This is a genomic window from Mycobacterium sp. IDUB_17 (assembly GCF_055419465.1).
On sequence record NZ_JBVAXS010000002.1, the window covers coordinates 1,137,698 to 1,159,280 of the forward strand.

Annotated in this window: 26 protein-coding genes; 18 read left to right on the forward strand and 8 right to left on the reverse strand. The window is 66.3% G+C overall.

The window, feature by feature from the left end:
• Nucleotides 1-49: 49 nt before the first annotated feature.
• Nucleotides 50-1,474 (forward strand): NAD(P)/FAD-dependent oxidoreductase, encoded by a 1,425-nt coding sequence (locus ACZYZ7_RS12770; RefSeq protein ID WP_450071268.1) that lies wholly within the window; start codon nt 50-52, stop codon nt 1,472-1,474.
• A complete protein-coding gene (locus ACZYZ7_RS12775) occupies nt 1,471-1,821 on the forward strand; it encodes a cupin domain-containing protein (protein WP_450071267.1) in 351 nt (116 codons plus the stop codon). Before ACZYZ7_RS12770 ends, ACZYZ7_RS12775 begins: the two co-directional genes overlap by 4 nt.
• A gap of 247 nt (nt 1,822-2,068) precedes the next feature.
• Here ACZYZ7_RS12775 and ACZYZ7_RS12780 read toward each other — a convergent pair whose 3' ends face one another.
• From ACZYZ7_RS12780 to ACZYZ7_RS12800, 5 genes are read right to left on the reverse strand one after another with little or no spacing between them, the layout of a single operon-like run.
• Nucleotides 2,069-2,971 carry an ABC transporter permease gene (locus ACZYZ7_RS12780; RefSeq protein WP_463741022.1) on the reverse strand — a complete coding sequence of 301 codons (903 nt, stop codon included), beginning with the start codon at nt 2,969-2,971 and terminating at the stop codon, nt 2,069-2,071.
• Nucleotides 2,968-3,876 (reverse strand): ABC transporter permease, encoded by a 909-nt coding sequence (locus ACZYZ7_RS12785; protein ID WP_135452886.1) that lies wholly within the window; start codon nt 3,874-3,876, stop codon nt 2,968-2,970. Before ACZYZ7_RS12785 ends, ACZYZ7_RS12780 begins: the two co-directional genes overlap by 4 nt.
• Nucleotides 3,873-5,018: a polyamine ABC transporter substrate-binding protein gene (locus ACZYZ7_RS12790; protein WP_463741023.1), complete on the reverse strand. Its 1,146-nt coding sequence runs from the start codon at nt 5,016-5,018 to the stop codon at nt 3,873-3,875. Before ACZYZ7_RS12790 ends, ACZYZ7_RS12785 begins: the two co-directional genes overlap by 4 nt.
• A gap of 5 nt (nt 5,019-5,023) precedes the next feature.
• Nucleotides 5,024-6,163 carry an ABC transporter ATP-binding protein gene (locus ACZYZ7_RS12795; protein ID WP_463741024.1) on the reverse strand — a complete coding sequence of 380 codons (1,140 nt, stop codon included), beginning with the start codon at nt 6,161-6,163 and terminating at the stop codon, nt 5,024-5,026.
• Nucleotides 6,164-6,193: 30 nt separating this feature from the next.
• On the reverse strand, nt 6,194-7,855 hold the full coding sequence (locus ACZYZ7_RS12800; protein WP_463741025.1) for an amidohydrolase: 1,662 nt from the start codon (nt 7,853-7,855) through the stop codon (nt 6,194-6,196).
• Between the two features lie 223 nt (nt 7,856-8,078).
• Between ACZYZ7_RS12800 and ACZYZ7_RS12805 the strand changes: the two genes are divergently transcribed.
• Nucleotides 8,079-8,723: a TetR/AcrR family transcriptional regulator gene (locus tag ACZYZ7_RS12805; RefSeq protein WP_463741026.1), complete on the forward strand. Its 645-nt coding sequence runs from the start codon at nt 8,079-8,081 to the stop codon at nt 8,721-8,723.
• Nucleotides 8,724-8,733: 10 nt separating this feature from the next.
• Here ACZYZ7_RS12805 and ACZYZ7_RS12810 read toward each other — a convergent pair whose 3' ends face one another.
• Nucleotides 8,734-9,435 (reverse strand): TetR/AcrR family transcriptional regulator, encoded by a 702-nt coding sequence (locus tag ACZYZ7_RS12810; protein WP_463741027.1) that lies wholly within the window; start codon nt 9,433-9,435, stop codon nt 8,734-8,736.
• Nucleotides 9,436-9,489: 54 nt separating this feature from the next.
• Between ACZYZ7_RS12810 and ACZYZ7_RS12815 the strand changes: the two genes are divergently transcribed.
• Nucleotides 9,490-10,161: a DUF2306 domain-containing protein gene (locus tag ACZYZ7_RS12815; RefSeq protein ID WP_463741028.1), complete on the forward strand. Its 672-nt coding sequence runs from the start codon at nt 9,490-9,492 to the stop codon at nt 10,159-10,161.
• Here the strand turns inward: ACZYZ7_RS12815 and ACZYZ7_RS12820 are convergent.
• Entirely contained in the window at nt 10,144-10,689 is a 546-nt protein-coding gene (locus tag ACZYZ7_RS12820) for a TetR/AcrR family transcriptional regulator (protein WP_450071259.1), read from the reverse strand. The two genes, ACZYZ7_RS12815 and ACZYZ7_RS12820, sit on opposite strands and share 18 nt — an antisense overlap.
• 78 nt (nt 10,690-10,767) lie before the next feature.
• Between ACZYZ7_RS12820 and ACZYZ7_RS12825 the strand changes: the two genes are divergently transcribed.
• From ACZYZ7_RS12825 to rplO, 14 genes are all read left to right on the forward strand, one after another.
• A complete protein-coding gene (locus tag ACZYZ7_RS12825; RefSeq protein ID WP_463741029.1) occupies nt 10,768-12,009 on the forward strand; it encodes an MFS transporter in 1,242 nt (413 codons plus the stop codon).
• A gap of 55 nt (nt 12,010-12,064) precedes the next feature.
• Entirely contained in the window at nt 12,065-14,416 is a 2,352-nt protein-coding gene (locus ACZYZ7_RS12830; protein ID WP_463741030.1) for an arylsulfatase, read from the forward strand.
• A gap of 3 nt (nt 14,417-14,419) precedes the next feature.
• Nucleotides 14,420-15,136, forward strand: coding sequence for a hypothetical protein (locus tag ACZYZ7_RS12835; protein ID WP_463741031.1), 717 nt, complete (start codon nt 14,420-14,422; stop codon nt 15,134-15,136).
• Nucleotides 15,137-15,171: 35 nt separating this feature from the next.
• Nucleotides 15,172-16,074 (forward strand): formylglycine-generating enzyme family protein, encoded by a 903-nt coding sequence (locus ACZYZ7_RS12840; RefSeq protein ID WP_463741074.1) that lies wholly within the window; start codon nt 15,172-15,174, stop codon nt 16,072-16,074.
• Nucleotides 16,075-16,270: 196 nt separating this feature from the next.
• Nucleotides 16,271-16,639, forward strand: coding sequence for a 50S ribosomal protein L14 (gene rplN / locus ACZYZ7_RS12845; RefSeq protein ID WP_029106885.1), 369 nt, complete (start codon nt 16,271-16,273; stop codon nt 16,637-16,639).
• Nucleotides 16,640-16,957, forward strand: a complete 318-nt coding sequence (gene rplX / locus ACZYZ7_RS12850) for a 50S ribosomal protein L24 (protein WP_135452895.1) — start codon at nt 16,640-16,642, stop codon at nt 16,955-16,957.
• Nucleotides 16,957-17,520 carry a 50S ribosomal protein L5 gene (gene rplE / locus ACZYZ7_RS12855; RefSeq protein WP_044516174.1) on the forward strand — a complete coding sequence of 188 codons (564 nt, stop codon included), beginning with the start codon at nt 16,957-16,959 and terminating at the stop codon, nt 17,518-17,520. The genes rplX and rplE overlap by 1 nt, the downstream gene beginning before the upstream one ends.
• A 4-nt stretch (nt 17,521-17,524) precedes the next feature.
• Nucleotides 17,525-17,710, forward strand: a complete 186-nt coding sequence (locus ACZYZ7_RS12860; protein ID WP_135452896.1) for a type Z 30S ribosomal protein S14 — start codon at nt 17,525-17,527, stop codon at nt 17,708-17,710.
• 106 nt (nt 17,711-17,816) lie between these two features.
• Nucleotides 17,817-18,215: a 30S ribosomal protein S8 gene (gene rpsH, locus ACZYZ7_RS12865; protein WP_029106887.1), complete on the forward strand. Its 399-nt coding sequence runs from the start codon at nt 17,817-17,819 to the stop codon at nt 18,213-18,215.
• 13 nt (nt 18,216-18,228) lie between these two features.
• On the forward strand, nt 18,229-18,768 hold the full coding sequence (rplF, locus tag ACZYZ7_RS12870; RefSeq protein WP_044516177.1) for a 50S ribosomal protein L6: 540 nt from the start codon (nt 18,229-18,231) through the stop codon (nt 18,766-18,768).
• 2 nt (nt 18,769-18,770) lie between these two features.
• Nucleotides 18,771-19,178, forward strand: coding sequence for a 50S ribosomal protein L18 (rplR, locus tag ACZYZ7_RS12875; RefSeq protein ID WP_135452897.1), 408 nt, complete (start codon nt 18,771-18,773; stop codon nt 19,176-19,178).
• Between the two features lie 25 nt (nt 19,179-19,203).
• A complete protein-coding gene (gene rpsE, locus ACZYZ7_RS12880) occupies nt 19,204-19,860 on the forward strand; it encodes a 30S ribosomal protein S5 (protein ID WP_135452898.1) in 657 nt (218 codons plus the stop codon).
• 2 nt (nt 19,861-19,862) lie between these two features.
• Nucleotides 19,863-20,045, forward strand: a complete 183-nt coding sequence (gene rpmD, locus ACZYZ7_RS12885; protein WP_044516182.1) for a 50S ribosomal protein L30 — start codon at nt 19,863-19,865, stop codon at nt 20,043-20,045.
• Nucleotides 20,042-20,485: a 50S ribosomal protein L15 gene (gene rplO, locus ACZYZ7_RS12890; RefSeq protein WP_135452899.1), complete on the forward strand. Its 444-nt coding sequence runs from the start codon at nt 20,042-20,044 to the stop codon at nt 20,483-20,485. The genes rpmD and rplO overlap by 4 nt, the downstream gene beginning before the upstream one ends.
• Before the next feature lie 145 nt (nt 20,486-20,630).
• On the opposite strand, the gene ACZYZ7_RS12895 is transcribed toward rplO, so the two are convergent.
• On the reverse strand, nt 20,631-21,557 hold the full coding sequence (locus ACZYZ7_RS12895) for an LLM class flavin-dependent oxidoreductase (protein WP_463741032.1): 927 nt from the start codon (nt 21,555-21,557) through the stop codon (nt 20,631-20,633).
• Nucleotides 21,558-21,583: the final 26 nt, after the last annotated feature.

The following is a 21,583-nucleotide window of genomic DNA, read 5'->3' on the forward strand; positions in this document are numbered from 1 at the left end:
GCGGGAAATACTTCTTACTGGTGGTACACCACCGTCTAGGAAGATACCCGTGCAAACCGTTTTCGAACGAAACGCTCCCGCCGCCAGCCTCGTCGACCGTTCGCTGGCCAACGCCACCCTTCAGCCCTTCTGGCTCGATGACGTACCTGCTCAGCCCGGCTACCCGGGGCTGACCAAGGTGTCCTCCCGGTACGACCTGGTGGTGGTCGGCGGCGGCTACACCGGCCTGTGGTCGGCGCTGCTGGCAAAGCAACGGGATCCCGGTATCCGGGTTGCCCTGATCGAGGGCCAGACGATCGGCTGGGCGGCCTCGGGCCGCAACGGCGGCTTCGTCGAAGCGTCGCTCACCCACGGTGAGCAGAACGGCCGCAACCGCTGGCCCGATGAGATGGATGTCCTCGACCGGCTCGGGTTGGAGAACCTCGACGGCATCGAGAACACCGTCGACTCACTGGGCCTTGATTGTGACTTCGAACGGACCGGTTCGCTCGCGGTCGCGCTCGAGCCGTACCAGGCCGCCGAACTGGCCTCCGCCGCCGTGCAGCCGGGCCAGGTCTACCTCGACCAGCAGGCGATCCGCGCCGAGGTCAACTCCCCGACGTACCTGGCCGGAGTGTGGTCGAAGGACACCACCGCGATGGTTCACCCCGCCAAGCTGGCGAGCGAACTCGCCCGTGCCGCAACTGAACTTGGTGTGGAAATCTACGAGAACAGCAAGGTGCTCGGTCTCGGGCGCGGCCGGCTCCGCGGGCCGCTCTCGGTCCGTACCGAGCGGGTGTCGGTGCAGGCCGACCGAGTGATCTTGGCGACCAACGGCTTTCCGTCGCTGTTGAAGCGGTACCGCTACCACACGGTGCCGGTCTACGACTACGCCTTGATGACCGAACCGCTGACCGATGCCCAGCTGGCCGAAATCGGCTGGACCAACCGGCAGGGCATCAGCGACATGTCGAACCAGTTCCACTACTACCGGTTGTCGAAAGACAACCGCATCCTGTGGGGCGGGTACGACGCTGTCTACCACTTCGGCGGGCAGATCCGGCCTGAGTACGAGGACCGCGATGCCACCTACCGCCGGATCGCCGGCCACTTCTTCACGACGTTCCCACAACTCGAGGATGTCAACTTCACCCATCGCTGGGCCGGCGTGATCGACACCTCGACGCGATTCTGCGCGTTTTTCGGCTCCGCGTACGGAGACCGGGTCGGATACGCCGCCGGGTTCACCGGGCTCGGCGTCGCGGCCACGCGGTTCGCCGCCGAGGTCATGCTCGACCGTTTCGCCGGTAAACCGACGGCGCGCACCGAAGTCGACATGGTCAAGTCGATGCCGCTGCCATTCCCGCCGGAACCGTTGGCATCGGCCGGGATTCAGGCCACCCGCTGGGCGCTGGACCGGGCCGACCACCGTGAGGGGCGCCGCAACGTCCTCCTCAAGGCGCTCGATGCCGTCGGGCTGGGGTTCGATTCATGAGCGAGAACGCAGCGCTGCCCGGCAATGCCGTCGACGCCGCCGCGTTGGCGCTCGACCACACACCGCTCGCCGACGAGCTGGTGGTGGACGGGGCGCCGACGACGGCGCATCGCGACCTGACCGAGTTGTCGGACGTGACCATCGGGGTCTGGGAACACACACCCGGGGTGTCCCGCGATGTGGAGGCCGACGAGGTGTTCGTCGTTCTCAGCGGTGACGGGACCGTCGCGTTCGACGACGGTTCCCCGGCGATCGATCTGCGTCCAGGCAGCCTCGTTCGCCTGTACGAGGGGCAACACACCACGTGGACGGTGCGCGAGACGCTACGGAAGGTGTACATCGCCTAGGTCCGGAACGGAGGTCGGCCGAGCGAAGCCGGTCGCGGGCCTTTCACGCTCTGACGAATGTCTGTGTCAGCGTGCTGTGTTGAGCTCTACACCGAGGATTGCGGCCACATACTGACCGCAATCCTCGGCACAAGTACCTCGAAGCCCAGACATCTCCATCTTTGCAAGGGGCCGGTGTGACCGGCTGAAAGCGCCGTCCGGGGATGCGCGTTCGCCACAGTGCCGCACGATCGGCCTTCCGACCGCGTCAGCCCCCGGCCAGGGTCTGGGCGATCTCTTGCGAGCCGGCGCCGCTGCGGCGGAGCACAAACGCCACGGCGCCGAGCGCGATCAGCGTGAGCACCAGCATCAAGGTCGACACCGCAGCCACCTCAGGCCGAAGACCCACCTTCAGTGACGAGAAGATATACACCGGCCACGGTGTTGAGCCGGGAAGCTGGACGAAGCTCGACACGATGGTGTTGTCCAGGCTCAGTGTGAACGACATCAGGGCGCCGGCCAGGATCGCGGGGAAGGCCAGTGGCAGCGTGATCTGACGGAATGCGTTCCACTTGCCGGCGTACAGGTCTGCCGCGGCCTCCTCAAGTCGTAGATCGGTGCCTTGCATCCGCGCCCGGATGATGAATGTCACCACGGCTACCGACATGACTGTGTGGGAGATGACCAGGCGGATCAAGCCGTTGTTCATCGGCAGGAAGCCGGCGTCGGTGCCCAGGGTCACGAACCAGGGCAGCAACGAAATGCCGGTCACCACTTCGGGTGTGACCAGGGTGACCGCGAGGATGGCGGTCAGTGCCGTCGCCCAGCGATTGCCGTTGCGGGACCGGGCCAGCGCCAATCCGCCCAGCGTGCCGAGGATCGTGGACAGCACCGCGGCCCCGACCGCGGCCTGCAGCGAGGTGAGCACCGAGTTCTTGATCATGATGTTGTCGAATGCGCTCGTGTAGGCGCTGAACCCGAATCCCTGCCACGCAGCGAGAATTCGGCCGGTATTGAACGAATACGCGACGATCACGATGATCGGCAGAAACAGGAACGCGTATACCACGATGCCCCAGACCCGCAGGCCAAGAGCGATCAGATCCCGGGATCGGCGCCCGCGCGGCGCCGCCGCGACCTCGGGTGCGGGACGCTCGAGTGTTTCGGTCATGCTTGTGCCCCTTCAGGAATGGTGACGCGGCGCGACCGCTTGATGAGGGTCTTGACGGTGAGGGCGACGAGGCCGACGGCAGCCACGGTGACGAGGATGAAGGTCATCAGGACGATCGACATGGCCGATCCCAGCGCCCAGTTCTGGGCGACGTTGAACTGCGCTGCGACCAACTGGCCGACCATGTTTCCCTGCGCGCCACCGAGTACCGACGCCGTTATGTAGTCGCCCATCAGCGGGATGAACACCAGCAGGCAGCCGGCCGCGATGCCGGGCAGCGCGGTCGGGACCGTCACGTCGAGGAACGTTCGCAGACGGCCCGCGCCGAGGTCGTGACTGGCCTCGCGCATGCTTGCCTCCGACCGCTCCAGCGCGACGTACAGCGGCATGATCATCAGGGGGAGATAGTTGTAGACCACCCCGATCTGCACCGCGGTCTGGGTGTAGAGCACCGACAGCGGGCCGTCCATCAAGCCCAGCTTGTTCAGTGCACCGGAGACGAAACCCTCTGGGGAGAGCATGATCTGCCAGCCCAGGGTGCGAACCAGGAAGTTCGTCCAGAATGGGATCAGCACCAAGGCCAGCAGCATTGCGCGCCAGCGCGGAGCGACCTTGACTGCCAGCCAGTACGCGAACGGCAGGCCGACCGCCAGGCAGATCAGGGTTCCGAGGCCGGCGATGCGCAGGGTGTTCAAGAACGTGCTCAGGAATGTCGCGTCGGTGGCTTCGACGTAGCGGTCGAACGACAGCCGGTCGTTGGACCGTGCGGTGTAGATGTCGGGCTTGTACCCGAAGCTGTACCAGCCGATCAGTGTGGTCGGAATCAGGAAGAAGAAGACCAGATACGCCCACAGTGGGAAGGACAGCGTGGCAGTCGATCTCGTTCCAGCGGAGAGCTTTCTCATGCCGCGGCTCCGGCCTGCATGCGGTTCAGGATCTTCACGAGCCGGGGCGTGGCCTCGGTGACTTCGCCGGGGGTCAACCGGTCGAGTGTCGCCTTCGGGGGATAGATCAGATCCGTCATCTCAACCTCGTTCTGCTCAGCCAGGTCCCGCTGGCCGGTCAATCCGGTCGGGTAGCCGATGTACTCCATCTCCTTCATGCCGATCTCGGGTTCGAGCATGTAGTTGATGAATGCGTGGGCGGCGTCGGGGTGCTTGGCGCCCTTGGCTATGGCCCACGTGTCCATCCACAGGTTGGCGGTGGGGGTCGGGAACACGAAACGCCAGCGGTCCGGATCGTTGTCTTCGAGCAGGGCCAGGCGCACGTCACCGTTGAACGCGTGCATCAGGGCGAATTGCCGCTGCGCCAGTTGCGCTGACACCTGGGACACGAATGCCGAGATTGTCGGCGCGATCTTGTCGACCATGTATTGCTCACATGCGTCCAGATCGCGTCCGTCGGTGGTGTTCGGGTTGATGCCGTTGGCCGCGAAATAGATTGCGCACACCTCCCACGGATCCTCCAGCACCGTGGTCTTGCCCCGCGCTTCGTTCTGTGCAGCGTCGAGAAAGTCGCGCCACGACGTCAGCTCGCGGTCGATCACTCGCGTGTCGTAGACGAATCCCGTTGTGCCCCAGTTCTTGCACACCGCGTACTCGTTGTTCCGGTCCCAGGGCTGGTGCCGATAGATGGGTTCGACGTTGGCGAGGTTGGGCAGGTACGAATGGTCCAGCTTCTCCAGTAGGCCGGCGTGCGCCATCATGGGGACGTAACTGCCGGTCGGAACGACGATGTCATAACCGCTGGTGCCCCGGGCCGCGCCGAGCTTGGCGACGAGTTCCTCATTGGAGCCGAAGTTGTCGACCTGGACGGTGATACCGCGCCGGCCGAATTCCGCCAGGTTGCCCGGGTCGTCGTAGTCGCCCCACGAGTAGATGTTGAGTTTGTCCTCCATCTGTCCGTCCGCAGCCGGGGACGGCACGCCGCCCTTCGAACAGCCGGACATCGCCAGACCGGCTCCTGCCACGGCGAATCCGGCGAGCAGGCTGCGCCTGGTGATTCGCCGGGCATCGCTGGGGGAGGCGAGGATTCGTAGTCTGTCCACCTGATTCACCCGGCCGTCGCGATGTTCGACGGATCCGCCGCGAAGACGTGCACCGGGTCGCCGTCCCAGCTGCACCGGACCGATGAGTGCAGCTCCAGGTGTTGGGCATTGCCCGCAGGCATCCGGGACAGCAGCTCCAACCCGGAGTCGGTCTTCACCACGTATTGGACCGTCTCTCCGAGGAAGGAGACGTTGGCCAGAATGCCGTCGACCGCGTTGATCGGGGTTTCGCCCACGGCGGGGCTCACCGAGACGGACTCGGCCCGCACCACCGCGATCACCGGCTTGCCGGTGGCATGACCGTCCATCGTGGCGCGGTCGGGCCGGATCGTGAAGTCGGGTCCGGTGAGCGTATCCGGGCCGGAGACCATGCAATTGAGGAAGTTCTGCTTCCCGATGAACCCGGCGACGAACGAGTTCGCGGGTGATTTGTAGATCTCGGCCGGGGTGCCGATCTGCTGGATGGCGCCGTCGCGCATGACCACCACCCGGTCACTCATCGACAGCGCTTCCTCCTGGTCATGCGTGACGAACACGAAGGTGATGCCCAGCTGTAGTTGAATCAGCTTGAGTTCCACCTGCATTTCTTCGCGCAGCTTGCGATCGAGGGCCGACATCGGTTCGTCGAGCAGCAGCACCTTGGGCCGGTTCACCAGCGCCCGCGCCAGCGCCACCCGCTGCTGCTGTCCGCCGGAGAGGTTCTTCGGATTGCGATCGGCAAAGCTCTCCATCCTGGCCAGCCGCAGCGCGTCGCCGACCCGGCGGCCGATCTCGGCTTTCGGGGTACGTTGCTGACGCAGCCCGTAGGCGACGTTCTCCGCGACGGTCATGTGCGGGAACAATGCGTAGGACTGGAACACGGTGTTGACCGGTCGCTTGTTCGCCGGCAGTCCGACGATCGACGAGCCGTCGAGCAGGATGTCCCCGTCGTCCGGCTCCTCGAACCCCGCGATCATCCGCAGCAGCGTCGTCTTGCCGCAGCCGGACGGTCCCAGCAGCGACAGGAACTCTCCTGCCCGGATGTCGAGGTCGACGCCACCGACCGCCGTTGCGCCCCCGAACTGCTTGGTGATCTTGCGCAATTGTATTGCGGTTTCGGGCTTTTGTGCTCGCGCCGGTGCCTCGGCGAGGCTGGCTTCGGTCATGCCGGTTCCTTCGATCGTTGGGGCGGGTGGTCAGCGGGTGGTCGGTGCCGGGAAGGTGTCGCTGTAGACGAGTTCGCCGTCGACGTACGTTCGCGCCACACGGGTCTGTGCGATCTCCTCGGCCGGTAGTGCGAACGGATCCCGGTCGAGCACAACGAGATCGGCGAGATAGCCAGGTCGGATCACCCCGGTGTCGTCGAGGTGGTTCACGTAGGCCGACCCTGCTGTGTATGCCGCGATCGCAGCAGTGAGGTCGATGCGCTGCTCAGGGAGGAAGACCCGGCGCTCCGACGTGCCGGGCGCCAGGCGGTTGACCGCGACGTGGATACCCTCCATCGGATCGGCGCTGCTGACCGGCCAGTCGCTGCCGGCGGCGAGTACCGCGCCGGCTCGCAGCAGGTCCCCGAACGGGTACTGCTGGCGGGCTCGCTGCTCGCCCAGGAAGGGAATGGTGAGCTCGTCCATCTGCGGTTCGTAGCAGGCCCACAGCGGTTGCATGTTCGCCGTCGCACCCAGGGTGCGGAACCGCGGAATGTCGTCCGGATCGACCACCTGCAGGTGTGCCAGGTGGGGTCGGGTGTCGCGAAAACCGTTGGCACGCCGGGCCGCCTCGACCGCATCGAGAGCCTCGCGGACCGCGCGGTCGCCGAGCGCATGGAAATGCACCTGGAATCCGAGTGCGTCGAGCTCTACAACGTACTGTTGCAAGGCTTTCGGGTCCACGAAGCTGACACCGGCGTTGCTCGTGCAGCAACCGCACCGGTCCAGATAAGGCTCCAGCAGGGCGGCCGTCTGGTTCTCGGCGATCCCGTCGATCATGACCTTGACCGTGTTGGCGGACAGGCGTCCGTGCCGCAATGCCTCTCGGCGTTCGACCATCTCCGGGATCTGTTCGGCGCCCCGGTCGCGTTCCCACCACTGTGCCGCCGCGACCCGGACGGTCAGGGTCCGCTCGTCGACGGCACGGCGGTACGCCTTCTCGGCATCCGGCACGGCGGCGTACTTGCCCAGCATCGCGTCCTGCCACGCGGTGATGCCCAGCGAGTGCAGATGGCTCTGTGCGTTCAGCAGAGCCCGGTACAGCTGGTCCTCCGTTGGGCGCGGCACGAATGCCGCGACCAGGTCCATCGCGGCTTCCTGCAGCATGCCGGTCGCAACTCCGTCGGCGTCGCGTTCGATACGTCCGCCGGGCGGATCGGGGGTGTCGTCGGTGATCCCGGCGATCCGCAGGGCCAGGGAGTTCACCCACGCTCCGTGATGATCGCGGTTGGGCAGGTACGCCGGGCGGTCGGCAACCACGGAATCGAGCATCCGGGCGGTGGGGATGCCGCCGTCGAAGGCGTCCAGGGACCAACCGCCGCCGGTGATCCAGTCCCGGTCCGGCTGCGCTGCGGCGTACGCGCCGATGGCCGCCAGGGTCGAGGCGGCGTCGTCGCAGTCGAGCAGGTCGCATGTCATGCGCTCGACGCCTGCTGCCACCGGGTGGACGTGGGCATCCTGGAAGCCGGGGATGAGCAGCCTGCCTGCCAGATCGACGACCTCGGTGTCGGGTCCGATCAGCTCCCGGGCGCCGTTTCCGACTGCGGTGATCCGATTTCCGGTGACCGCGACGGCGCCCACCCGAGATCGCGCGGCATCCATCGTCAAGACCGGGCCTCCGGTGAATACGATGGTCGCCGGCGCAGCAGGCATCAGCTGTCTCCTCGTGTCGATCTGATTCGGTGGGCGTTGGCCGATCGGTCGGCGCACCGGTTGTGACCTGGGCCCAGATCACAATTCGTTGTGCGCCATGACACAGGAGCGCCGCAAAATGGGTCAAGGGTGTTGACGTAAGCACCGGAAGGCAAGGCGGATGGGTCGAACCTTGAAGTCGCAATCTCCGCGGCAGCGACGGAGACAGACGAAGCATGGCGTGGTGCTGTCCGAGCAGCTGATCGTCGAGGCTGCGCTGCGAGTGCTGCAACATCACGGTGCGGTCGGCCTGACCGTCAGGCGCCTCGGTACGGCGCTCGGGGCCGACCCGACCGCGCTGTACCGCTACTTCCCCGGTATTGAGGACGTGGTGCTGGCCATCACCGACGAACTCCTGCGACGTGTCGTCGAGGGCTGGGAGCCGACCGGTCGCTGGCGAGAGGACATGCGGGATCTCGGTCTGCGCATCCACCGCGTCTACCTTGAGCACCCGCAGGCCGGGGTCCTGGCGGCTAGCCGGGTGACCGGGAGCGACCACGAAATCCAGGTCATCGAAACGGTTTTGGGGATCCTGCGGTCGGCCGGATTTCCGGACCGGGAAGCCGTCGAGGTGTATCACGCCTTCGTCGATCAGATGCTGGGGTTCGCGGCACTCGATGCCGCCTTCGAAGCCCTGCCCACCGAGCATCAGCAGCGCGACGAAGACACGTGGCGCGACACCTATGCGCGGTTACCCGCCGAGACGCATCCGAACATCGCCGCCACCAGTCGGTTGCTCGACGAGTCGATGCGGCAGAGCGCGTGCGAGTCGGCTTTGGACCTTCTACTCGACGGTATTGCCGCGCGCCTGGAGTCCTACCGGTGGTAGACGCCCACGCTCACCCCGCCTTGGCGGCGATGCCGTCGAGCAGTTGGTCCAGGCCGGAACGGAATTCGGTCATCGGGTCATCGTCGGGTTGGTCGAACACCCCGCTGTCGATCGCGGCTGCCAGTGCGGGGAACCGGGCCGAGGTCACCAGGCGGCGCAGGAGCCCGGGGTACTCGCGGTCATCCACATCGCGGGCTTCGACGGCCAACGCCGCCGAGCCCCGCGTGAAAATCAGCACTGCGATGACCGCGGTGAGCTTCTCGCGCTCGGTCAGTCCCGTGCCCGACAGGGTGGCCAAGCCGGCGTCCAGCCAGGCCAGCTGGCCGGGATCGGCGGGCAGGCCGGTCGACGCCGTCTGCAGGATCCATGGATGGCGGTGGTAGACGCCCCAGAGCTCATGGGCCCAATTCGTCAGTGCGCCACGCCAATCCGAGCCCTCGGGCGTCGTCGGCGGCGGGCCGGGTCCGGTGGCGAGCATGAACGTCACCAGCTCGTCTTTGTTGGCCACGTGCCGGTAGAGGGACATGGTGCCGCACCCGAGTCGCTCGGCCAGCCGTGCCATCGACAGGGCGGCGAGCCCGTCGGAGTCGGCCAGTTCGACGGCTGCCGTGACGATCGCGTCCCGGGTAAGGCCCCGCGACCGGCGCGGCGCCGGGTCCGGTTGCCAGAGCAGGCGTAACGCGCGGGGGAGCGGGGTATCGGGGCCGGTCATCGAGGATCAGCGTAATCAGTGACAGTTGAATGCGTATGGCATACCCTTTTGCGTATGTCATACGCATTTAGGCGCTCCAGCCGGCCGGCTACGGCGCTCGCGGTGATCGTCGTGGTGTTTCTGGCGTACTCGATACCGCCGTATCTGACCGGCGGCACCCGGGTGCAGTCCACCTTCGGGCTGCACTATCCGCTGCTGGTCGGGCACGTTCTCTTCGCGAGCACTGCGATGGTGTGCGCGGTGGCGCAGATCTGGCCGGGCCTGCGGCATCGTCACCCGGTTCTGCACCGGCGTATCGGACGCGTCTATGTGGCGATGGCGATCCCGGCGGCCGTCTGCGCCGTGGTGATCGGGGCGGCGACGCCGTTCGGCCCGATAGTGCGGGCCAGTGACGTCGCTCTCGGGGTGCTGTGGCTCTGGTTCACCGTCGACGGCTTCGTTGCGGGGCGGCAGCGCCGGTTCGGCGCACATCGACGCCAGATGCTGCGCAGTGCGACGCTGACGATGTCGATCATCACCAACAGGATCTGGGCGCCGGTGCTGTACCTGGGTTTCGAGCCGTTGCGCGACAGCGTCTTCGGCGGGAGCGAGGAGAAGTATCTCTGGGTGGTCGCGGGTATGGGCGCCTGGCTGGGCTGGACGCTTCCGCTCCTGCTGCTGCAGTGGTGGATGGGTCGACAGGCGGCGCGCACCCGGGCCCAGCCGCCGTCACTGAGCGGGGTCTGAGGTGGCAGTGATCCGATCGATCACTGCCAGCAAGCCGTCGTCCTGGCCGGCCTCCACGACGTGGCCGCCGAGTGCGCGGTGCAGCGCGCTGTAGTACAGCCCGTCGCCCATGAGCTTCACCGCGCGGGCCACGTCGAGATCGCCGAGTGCGTCGTGCAGGACGTTCAGCCAATCCGCCGAGACGGTCTCGATGACCGTCCGCGCGTGACTGTCACCCGCCTGCTGCAACCGGGACACCGCCACCAGGGTCCGATCGAGCGGCGTGCCCGCGTAGTGCGAGGACCGGATGTAGTAGCGGGCAGGCCCCTCTGCGGCTGTCAGCATCGCTTGCACGTCCTCGGCCGCCAGCGTCAGAAGTCGGTCGCACAATGCGGCGGCGAGACGGTCCTTGGACGGAAAGTGGTAGAGCAGACCGCCTTTCGACACGCCCGCTTTGGCGGCCACCGCGTCGAGGGTGGCGTAGCGCTCGCCTTCGACGGCTAGTACGTCCTCGTAGGCGTCGAGGATGCGGTCCCGCGACGAAGCCATTCCGAGAGCTTACGACAACGCGGTGGAACTATACCGTCTGGACGGTATAGTAAGTCCGGGTCACGTCGGTCGAGTCACATGGAGAAGAGGGTCATGCGGGTGTATCGCGACGTGCTCCGGACCCCGGGCGTGCTGAACGTGACTGCTTCCCAGTTGTTCGCCCGCCTGCCGTTGGGCATGCTCAACCTGGCGATCCTCCTTCACGTCCAGTCCAAGACCGGGTCTTACGCGCTGGCCGGTGCTGCTGTGGCATGCGTCTGCATCGGGGAAGCGCTGGCGATGCCCGTGACCGCGCGCCTCGCCGGGCGAGCCATGACGATGATCCTGATCATTGCGGCCCTGACGAACGGCGCAGCCATGCTGGCGCTGGCGTTCGCCGGTGCCTCTGAGCCGCTGCTGCTGATGCTCGGGGTGCTCGTCGGCGCATCCGTGCCGCCGCTGATGCCGGTGGTTCGGGCGCTCTACCCACAGCTGGTGCCCAGCGACGGGGTCCGCGCGTTGTTCGCGTTCGATACCACTGCGCAGGAACTGATCTGGGTTGTCGGCCCGGTGGCCACGACCTTCCTGGCCTCGACGCTGTCGACCGCCATCCCGTTGGTGGTGTCCGCGAGCGTCACCGTTGCCGGCACCGGATGGTTTCTGCTGAGCGCCAGGCACCTTCGGCCCCAGAGGGGCAGTGGCGCGTCTGCATTCGGCCGGGTGGTCGCCAACCGTGCGGTCATCCTCGCGATGGTCGCGAGCCTCGCGCTCGTCGCGTCGTTCATGGCACTGGAAGTCGGCGTCGTCGCCGCCCTCGGACGCACCGGTGTCACCGCCGGTCTGGCGATCGCGGTGGCAAGTGTGGGGTCCCTGGTCGGCGGCTTGGCGTTCGGACACCGGCGATTCGGGCTCGCCGGCCTCGTGGCGGCGCTGGGAATCGTGTCCGCCGGGACGGGCGTGTTCGGCCTCGTCGACAATCTGCTCCTGCAGTTCTGCGCATTGTTCGTATCCGGATTGGGTTTCGCCCCGGCGATGTCCGCGCTGTATCTCATGGTGTCGCGCGAGATCGAAGAACATTCGGCGGCAGAGGCGTTCGGTTGGCTCAACAGTGCGGCACTCGTGGGCGGGGCCGCGGGTACGGCCCTCGCCGGCGTGGCCGCCGACGCGCACGGTGCATCCGGTGCCGTCGTGGTGTCGGCGGTGCTGGCCACCCTGGCCGTGGGCTCCCCGGTCGTGGCTCGGATGGCCGGTCCGCTAAGGGGTCTCAGCGATCAACCGGATGCGGGACATTACCCGCCGGCAACGTCAATTTCCCCGGTAAACGCCGGCGAGCAGGTGTAATCTCCTCCGCGATCAGTCTTACCGGTGCTGAATCGCCTACCGGAGTGAGGTCGCCATGGCAACCGAGTTCAACGGCAAGATCGAACTGGACATCAGGGATTCCGAACCGGACTGGGGGCCGTACGCGGCACCCACCGCCGTCGAGAATGCCCCCAACGTCCTGTACCTGGTGTGGGACGACACCGGTATCGCCACCTGGGACTGTTTCGGTGGCTTGGTGGACATGCCTGCGATGAGCCGCATCGCCGAACGCGGAGTTCGGCTGTCACAGTTCCACACCACGGCGCTGTGCTCGCCCACCCGCGCCTCACTGCTCACCGGACGTAACGCCACCACGGTCGGGATGGCCACCATCGAGGAGTTCACCGACGGATTCCCCAACTGCAACGGCCGGATTCCGTACGAGACCGCCCTGCTCCCGGAGGTCCTCGCCGAGAACGGTTACAACACATACTGCGTCGGCAAGTGGCATCTGACTCCGTTGGAAGAGTCCAATCTTGCTGCCACCAAACGGCATTGGCCGTGCTCGCGCGGGTTCGAACGGTTCTACGGCTTCATGGGCGGCGAGACCGATCAGTGGTATCCGGACCTGGTGTACGACAACCATCCGGTCGAACCACCGGCGACGCCCGAGGAGGGCTATCACCTGTCGCAGGACCTGGCCGACAAGACCATCGAGTTCATCCGCGACGCCAAGATGATCGCCCCCGACAAACCCTGGTTCACCTACCTGTGCCCAGGAGCCGGCCATGCCCCGCACCATGTGTTCAAAGAGTGGGCAGACCGGTATGCCGGGCGGTTCGACATGGGCTACGAGGCCTACCGCAACGTCGTGCTGGAGAATCAGAAACGGCTGGGTATCGTGCCGCCCGACACGGAGCTGTCACCGGTCAACCCCTACGCGGATGTCAAGGGGCCCAACGGTGAATCGTGGCCCCCGCAGGACACCGTCCGGCCGTGGGAATCGTTGTCGGCCGATGAGAAGCGGCTGTTCGCCCGGATGGCCGAAGTGTTCGCCGGGTTCCTGTCCTACACCGATGCCCAGATCGGCCGGGTGCTGGACTTCCTGGAGGAGACAGGACAGCTCGACAACACGATCATCGTGGTGATCTCCGACAACGGGGCCAGCGGCGAGGGTGGGCCGAACGGGTCGGTCAACGAAACGAAGTTCTTCAACGGCTATATCGACACCGCCGAGGAAGGGCTCAGGTTCATCGACCGGTTGGGCTCGCCGGAGACCTACAACCACTACCCGATCGGGTGGGCGATGGCGTTCAACACGCCCTACAAGCTGTTCAAGCGCTACGCCTCGCATGAGGGTGGAATCGCCGACACCGCAATCATCTCCTGGCCCAACGGCATCGGTGCCCACGGTGCGGTGCGCGACAACTACATCAACGTCTGCGACATCACCCCGACGATCTACGACCTGCTTGACATCACCCCGCCCGCGAGCGTGCGCGGGGTTCCGCAGAAGCCGCTGGACGGTATGAGCTTCAAGGTGGCCCTGGACAATCCGGACGCGCCGACGGGCAAGGAGACCCAGTTCTACACCATGCTCGGCACCCGCGGAATCTGGCACAGAGGCTGGTTCGCCAACACCGTCCATGCGGCCACCCCGTCGGGCTGGTCCCACTTCGATGCCGACCGCTGGGAGCTCTTCCACATCGAAGCCGACCGGAGTCAATGCCACGATCTGGCCGCTGAACATCCGGATAAACTCGCCGAACTCAAGGAGCTGTGGTTCAGCGAAGCTGACAAGTACAACGGGCTGCCGCTGGCCGACCTGAACATCCTCGAGACGATGACCCGGTGGCGGCCCTACCTGGTCGGCGAGCGGTCGCGCTACACCTACTACCCGAACACCGCGGAAGTCGGCCTGGGCGCGGCCGCCGAACTGCGCGGGCAGTCGTTCACCGTGCTCGCCGATGTCACCGTGGACGGCGCCGACGCGCAAGGCGTCTTGTTCAAGCAGGGCGGCGCACACGGCGGTCACGTGCTGTTCCTCGCCGACGGGCGGTTGCACTACGTCTACAACTTCCTCGGTGAGCACGAGCAGTCACTGGTCTCGCCGGATCCGATCCCATTGGGACGGCACATCTTCGGTGTGCAGTACCAGCGCACCGGCACCGTCGAGGGCAGTCATACCCCACTCGGGGACACCACCCTGTACGTCGACGATGCCGCGGTGGCCACGCTGGACGGAATGCAAACGCACCCCGGCATGTTCGCGCTGGCCGGGGGCGGTATCTGCATCGGCCGCAACACGGGATCTGCGGTGTCGCAGCAATACCGGGCTCCGTTCGCCTTCACCGGCGGCACCATCGGGCAGGTCACCGTGGACTTGTCGGGCGAGCCGTATCAGGACCTCGAGCGGGAACTCGCCGTCGCGTTCGCCAAGGACTGACCGATGAAACCGGCTGTGATCCAGTTGGGTATCGGCGCGCTGGCCGTCGCGGCGATGTCCGGCTGCGGGGCCGGCGAGGGTCCGCATGCCTCATCGACGAGCGTCGGTGCGACGGCAACAACCACGATGACACCCGAGACCTCGAAGGCCACGACCACGCCGCCCCCACACGAGACGTCGCCAGAGTTCGACATGCCGGTCTACGGCGTCGAGCCGACCACCACGCGGGTATTGGCTGCCGGTGAGGTCACCTGCCCGCCCCCGGCCGGGCCCACCGTCACGGTCCACAGTTCGGCGCCGGGCTCACCGACACTCATCGTCGGGATTCCCCAGGGGCTCGCCGAGGTGACACCCCACGCGGAGGCGGTGAAGCTGACCGGGCCCGCCGGGATGACCGCCGAGATCACGCTCAGCCCGACGACCCGGAACGCGAGGGATGACTTCGAGCAGTACAGCGACGATCGCGTCGCGAAGTACCCGATCAACAGTGTCAGCGTGCTGCCCGGTGACCTGTGCGGGTACAGCGGGCAGAAGCTGATGGGCACCCTGGCGAAGCGGCCCGGAAAGGGCATCGAATACGCCGACCGGATCGTTCACGTGTGGACCAATCAGGGGGCTTTCCTGGCCGTCGTGCGCCTCGAAGCCCCGAGTGAAACGCCGGGATTCGACGAAGCCAGGACGGCGATGCTGGCCGACTTCGGAATCACGATGCCGGGCTGAATCGGCCGATGCCGGGCCCGACTAGCCTCGGTGCCGTGGTCACCGAACTCGTCGCGCTTCCCGGCGGGACCTTCCAGATGGGTTCGACGGCGTTCTACCCCGAGGAGGCCCCGGTCCACTCCGTGACCGTCGCCGCATTCGCCATCGAGAAGCATCCCGTGACCACCGCCCAGTTCGGCGAGTTCGTCGCGGCCACCGGGTACGTCACGATCGCCGAACGGCCGATGGACCCGGCGCTGTATCCCGGGGTGGACGAGGCCGATCTGGTGCCCGGGGCCCTGGTGTTCAGGCCCACCGATGGCCCCGTCGACCTGCGGGACTGGCGGCAGTGGTGGGACTGGGCGCCCGGCGCCGACTGGCGCCACCCGTTCGGGCCCGATCGCGACGCTGCCGCCCCCGAGCACCCCGTCGTGCAGGTGGCCTATCCCGACGCCGCGGCCTACGCGGCCTGGGCCGGGCGCCGGCTCCCCACCGAGGCGGAATGGGAGTACGCGGCGCGTGGGGGAGTCGAGGGGATCTACGCGTGGGGCGACGACGTGACCCCGGGCGGAGCGCTCATGGCCAATACGTGGCAGGGCCGGTTCCCGTATCGCAACGACGGCGCGCTCGGCTGGCACGGCACCTCGCCGGTCGGCAGCTTCCCGGCGAACGCGTTCGGCCTTCTCGACATGATCGGCAACGTGTGGGAGTGGACCACCACGCGGTTCACCGGGCAGCACCGGTTGGCGGCCGACGCCCCGGCGTGCTGCTCACCTGCGGGATCCGCCCGGCCGGCGACGCCGGAGTGGGTGGCGGATCCGACCGTTAACCAGGTGCTCAAGGGTGGTTCGCACCTATGTGCACCGGAGTACTGTCACCGGTACCGTCCAGCAGCGCGGTCACCGCAGTCGCAGGACAGCTCGACGACGCACATCGGGTTTCGCTGCGTGGTGAGCTGAGGCCAGGACCCACGCTCGACGGGTAAAGTGCCGCGATTTGGCGCATTCGCCGTGCTCACCTACTATGTAGGGGTTGCCTTGGGCAGACCTCGGTTGACTGCTGTTTTGAGTCAGCTCTGCGTGCCCTTCGGAAACAAAGACCGCGCACGTCCAGGTCGGTATCTGGCGTGCATACAAATCCAGGTCAGGAGATCGAGTGATTCAGCAGGAATCGCGGTTGAAGGTCGCCGACAACACGGGCGCCAAGGAAATCTTGTGCATCCGCGTGCTCGGTGGCTCATCGCGACGCTATGCCGGTATCGGCGACATCATCGTCGCGACCGTCAAGGACGCCATCCCGGGCGGCAACGTCAAGCGTGGCGATGTCGTCAAGGCCGTCGTGGTGCGCACCGTCAAGGAGCGCCGCCGCGCCGACGGCAGCTACATCAAGTTCGACGAGAACGCCGCCGTCATCATCAAGGCCGACAACGACCCCCGCGGCACCCGCATCTTCGGGCCGGTCGGTCGCGAACTGCGCGAGAAGAAGTTCATGAAGATCGTCTCGCTGGCTCCGGAGGTTTTGTAAATGAAGGTCCACAAGGGCGACACCGTGCTGGTGGTCTCGGGTAAGGACAAGGGCGCGAAGGGCAAGGTCATCGAGGCCTACCCGACCCGCGACAAGATCCTGGTCGAGGGCGTCAACCGGATCAAGAAGCACACCGCGCAGTCACAGAACGAGCGCGGCGCATCGTCGGGCGGCATCGTCACCCAGGAAGCCGCGATCCACGTGTCCAACGTGATGGTCGTCGATTCCGACGGCAAGCCGACTCGTGTGGGTTACCGCGTCGATGAAGAGACCGGCAAGAAGGTCCGCATCGCCAAGACCAATGGCAAGGACATCTGATGACCGCACCTGAGAAGGTTCAGCCTCGGCTCAAGCAGCGCTACCGCGAAGAGATCCGTGAGTCGCTGAACAAGCAGTTCGAGTTCGACAACGTCATGCAGATCCCGGGCGTCGTCAAGGTTGTCGTCAACATGGGCGTCGGCGACGCCGCCCGCGACGCCAAGCTGATCAACGGCGCGGTTGCCGATCTGGCCCTGATCACCGGCCAGAAGCCGGAGATCCGCAAGGCCCGCAAGTCCATTGCACAGTTCAAGCTGCGTGAGGGCATGCCCATCGGCGCGCGCGTCACGCTGCGCGGCGACCGGATGTGGGAGTTCCTGGACCGGCTGATCTCCATCGCCCTGCCCCGTATCCGCGACTTCCGCGGCCTGAACGGCAAGCAGTTCGACGGTACCGGTAACTACACCTTCGGCCTCAACGAGCAGTCGATGTTCCACGAGATCGACGTCGATTCCATCGACCGTCCCCGCGGCATGGACATCACCGTGGTCACCTCGGCGACCAACGACGACGAAGGCCGTGCGCTGCTGAAGGCGCTGGGCTTCCCCTTCAAGGAGAACTGAGCACATGGCAAAGAAGGCGTTGATCTACAAGGCCAACAAGAAGCCCAAGTTCGCGGTTCGCGCGTACACGCGGTGCAACAAGTGCGGTCGCCCGCACTCGGTTTACCGCAAGTTCGGGCTGTGCCGTATCTGCCTGCGCGAGATGGCGCACGCGGGTGAGCTGCCCGGCGTGCAGAAGTCCAGCTGGTAACACCCAGCAGGCACCGCGCGCGAGCGCAGCAGACCACAGACCAATCCAAACAGGTTGCGGAAGGCCCTGAAGAGGGAACCGCCGCGAGGAAGGTGAGCCGGTTGTCATGACGATGACTGACCCGATCGCAGACTTTTTGACACGTCTGCGCAACGCCAATTCGGCGTACCACGATGAGGTGACTCTGCCCCACTCGAAGATCAAGGCGAACATCGCCGAGATCCTCAAGAAAGAGGGCTACATCTCCGATTACCGCACTGAGGACGCCCGCGTCGGCAAGTCCCTGGTGGTCTCGCTCAAGTACGGCCCCAGCCGTGAGCGCAGCATCGCCGGCCTCCGCCGCGTGAGCAAGCCCGGTCTGCGGGTTTACGCAAAATCCACCAATCTGCCTCGGGTGCTCGGCGGCCTGGGCGTGGCGATCATCTCCACGTCCTCGGGTCTGCTCACCGACCGTCAGGCGGCACGAAGCGGCGTGGGCGGCGAAGTCCTCGCCTACGTGTGGTGAGGGGATAGAAGACATGTCGCGTATTGGTAAGCAGCCGGTCCTGGTTCCCGCCGGGGTCGATGTGACGATTGACGGCCGCAACGTCTCGGTCAAGGGCCCCAAGGGCACGCTGACCCTGGACGTCGCCGAGCCGATCACCGTCGAGCGCAACGAAGACGGCGCCATCGTGGTCAGCCGTCCCGATGACGAGCGGCGCAGCCGCTCCCTGCACGGGTTGTCCCGCACCCTGGTGGCCAACCTGGTCACCGGTGTCACCGAGGGCTACACCCGCAAGATGGAGATCTTCGGCGTCGGCTACCGCGTCGCACTCAAGGGTTCCAACCTGGAGTTCGCGCTCGGTTACAGCCACCCCGTGGTGATCGAGGCGCCCGAGGGCATCACCTTCGCCGTCGAGACGCCCACCAAGTTCTCGATCACAGGTATCGACAAGCAGAAGGTCGGTCAGATCTCCGCGGTCATCCGCCGCCTGCGCCGCCCCGACCCGTACAAGGGCAAGGGCGTGCGTTACGAGGGTGAGCAGATCCGCCGCAAGGTCGGAAAGACAGGTAAGTAACCATGGCTGCAAAGACTGAAGCTGCCGCCGTCCGCAAGCCGGTGGGGCAGAACATCTCTGAGACCCGCCGCAACTCACGGCTGCGTCGGCACGCCCGGCTCCGCAAGAAGGTCTCCGGCACCGCCGCGACCCCGCGTCTGGTGGTCAACCGCTCGGCACGGCACATCCACGTCCAGCTCATCGACGACCTGGAAGGCGTCACGCTGGCGGCTGCCTCGTCGATCGAGGCCGACGTTCGCGCCGTCGAGGGTGACAAGAAGGCGCACAGCGTTCGGGTCGGTCAGCTGATCGCCGAGCGCGCCAAGGCTGCCGGCGTCGACACCGTGGTGTTCGACCGTGGTGGCTACACCTATGGCGGCCGGATCGCCGCGCTGGCGGATGCCGCGCGCGAGGGCGGGCTGAAATTCTGATGACTGTCAACGAGAGGACTGCATGATGGCCGAGCAGGCAACTGGTGCCGGCGGCCCAGGCGCTTCCGACAACCGTGGTGGCCGCGGCCGCCGCGACGACCGCGGTGGCCGTGGTGGCCGCGACAGCGGTGAGAAGAGCAACTACATCGAGCGCGTGGTGACCATCAACCGCGTCTCCAAGGTGGTCAAGGGTGGTCGGCGCTTCAGCTTCACCGCTCTGGTCATCGTCGGTGACGGCAAGGGCATGGTCGGCGTCGGCTACGGCAAGGCCAAGGAAGTTCCGGCCGCCATCGCCAAGGGTGTCGAGGAAGCTCGCAAGAACTTCTTCCGTGTCCCGCTGATCGGTGGCACCATCGTCCACCCGGTCCAGGGTGAGGCGGCCGCGGGTGTGGTCATGCTGCGCCCCGCCAGCCCCGGTACCGGTGTGATCGCCGGTGGTGCGGCTCGCGCGGTGCTGGAATGCGCCGGCGTGCACGACATCCTGGCCAAGTCGCTGGGCAGCGACAACGCGATCAACGTGGTGCACGCCACCGTTGCCGCGCTGAAGATGATCCAGCGTCCCGAAGAGGTGGCGGCCCGTCGCGGTCTGCCCCTCGAGGACGTTGCGCCGGCCGGCATGCTGAAGGCCCGGCGCGAGAGCGAAGCGCTGGCTGCCGCAGCAGCGCGTGAGGGATCGGCATAACCATGGCAGAGCTGAAGATCACCCAGGTGCGCGGAACCATCGGCGCACGCTGGAAGCAGCGTGAAAGCCTGCGGACCCTGGGACTGAAGAAGATTCGTCAGTCGGTGGTTCGTGAGGACAACGCGCAGACCCGCGGTCTGATCAAGGCCGTTCATCACCTCATCGAGGTGGAGGAAGTCAAATGAGCGTCATTAAGTTGCACGACCTGAGGCCCGCCCCCGGGGAGAAGAAGGCCAAGACCCGCGTGGGTCGTGGTGAAGGCTCCAAGGGTAAGACCGCCGGTCGTGGTACCAAGGGAACCAAGGCCCGCAAGAACGTCCCCGCGACGTTCGAGGGTGGCCAGATGCCGATCCACATGCGGTTGCCGAAGCTCAAGGGCTTCAAGAACCGCTTCCGGACCGAGTACGAGGTCGTCAACGTCGGCGACATCACCAAGGCCTTCCCGCAGGGCGGCACCATCGGTGTCGACGAGCTGGTTGCCAAGGGCCTCGTTCGCAAGAACAGCCTGGTGAAGGTGCTCGGCGACGGCAAGCTGGCCGTCAAGGTCGACGTGACCGCCAACAAGTTCAGCGGTAGCGCCCGTGAGGCCATCACCGCTGCCGGCGGTTCGGCCACCGAACTGTAGTTTCTCTGCGCGAGCAGACACAAAAGCCCCCGCTTCGGCGGGGGCTTTTTGCGTTGAGCGCCATGGGTTCGGCGAGCGTGGAACCTCTGCGAGAAAAGCCGCGGAATCTCGCAGATGATCCACGCTCGCGGTGGGGTGGACGGATCTAGGTGAGCTGCGGGATCACATCTGCGGCCAGGCGTTCCATCTGCTCGCGGTCCTCGGCGACGCTTGCGCCCGTGGGGTTGAGCACGATGGTCTGCGCGCCCGCATCGAGAACCTCGCGTAGGCCCCGCACCACGTCGTCCGCGGTGCCGGCCACGGCCACATCTGCCAGCCAGGACGTGTCCCCGTAGATCCGCCGCAGGCCCGCGTCCACCCGCTCCCGCGCCCGGGCCGTGTCGTCGTCGACGATCAGGTACACCCGCTTGCCGATCCGGAAGGCCGCCGCATCCTTGCCCTGCTCGTCGATCTCCCGGCGCACCGTGCGCACTGCCTCGGCGAAGGCCGCGGTGGTCGAGGAACCGGCCCCGAGAAACGCATCGCCGTGGCGCACCGCCCGCGCCAGTGCCGCCGGCGCGTTGGCACCGAACCAGATCGGCGGGTGCGGACGCTGAACGGGTTTGGGGCTGATGGCCAGGTCGTCGACGTCACGGAACCGGCCGTGAAAAGTGATCCGGGGTTCATCCGACCAGGCAGCCTTCATCAGCTCCAGGCCCTCGGTGAAGCTGGAGATGAACGTCGAGGAGTCGACCCCGAAGGCCGGGAACTGCCGGAAGCTGCCGCCGGGTGCGACCCCGACGTCGAGGCGGCCGTGGCTGAGCCGGTCCACCGCGGTGATCGCGGAAGCCAACTGCAGCGGGTCGTGTAGCGAAGTGATCAGGACCGCCACGCCCAACCGCAGCGTCGTCGTGACCGCCGCGGCATACGACAGCAGCTCCAGCGGGGCGATCGTCGGTGCAGGGCCGACGGTCTGCTCGATCGTCCAACCGCCCTCGAACCCGAGTTCCTCGGCGCGAGCCAGATATGCCTTGAAACCCGTGTCGTCGAAGCCGTCGTGATCGAGCTGCGGGAGCGAGATGGAGAACGTCACCTGTCTCACGGTACGACGGTGGATCC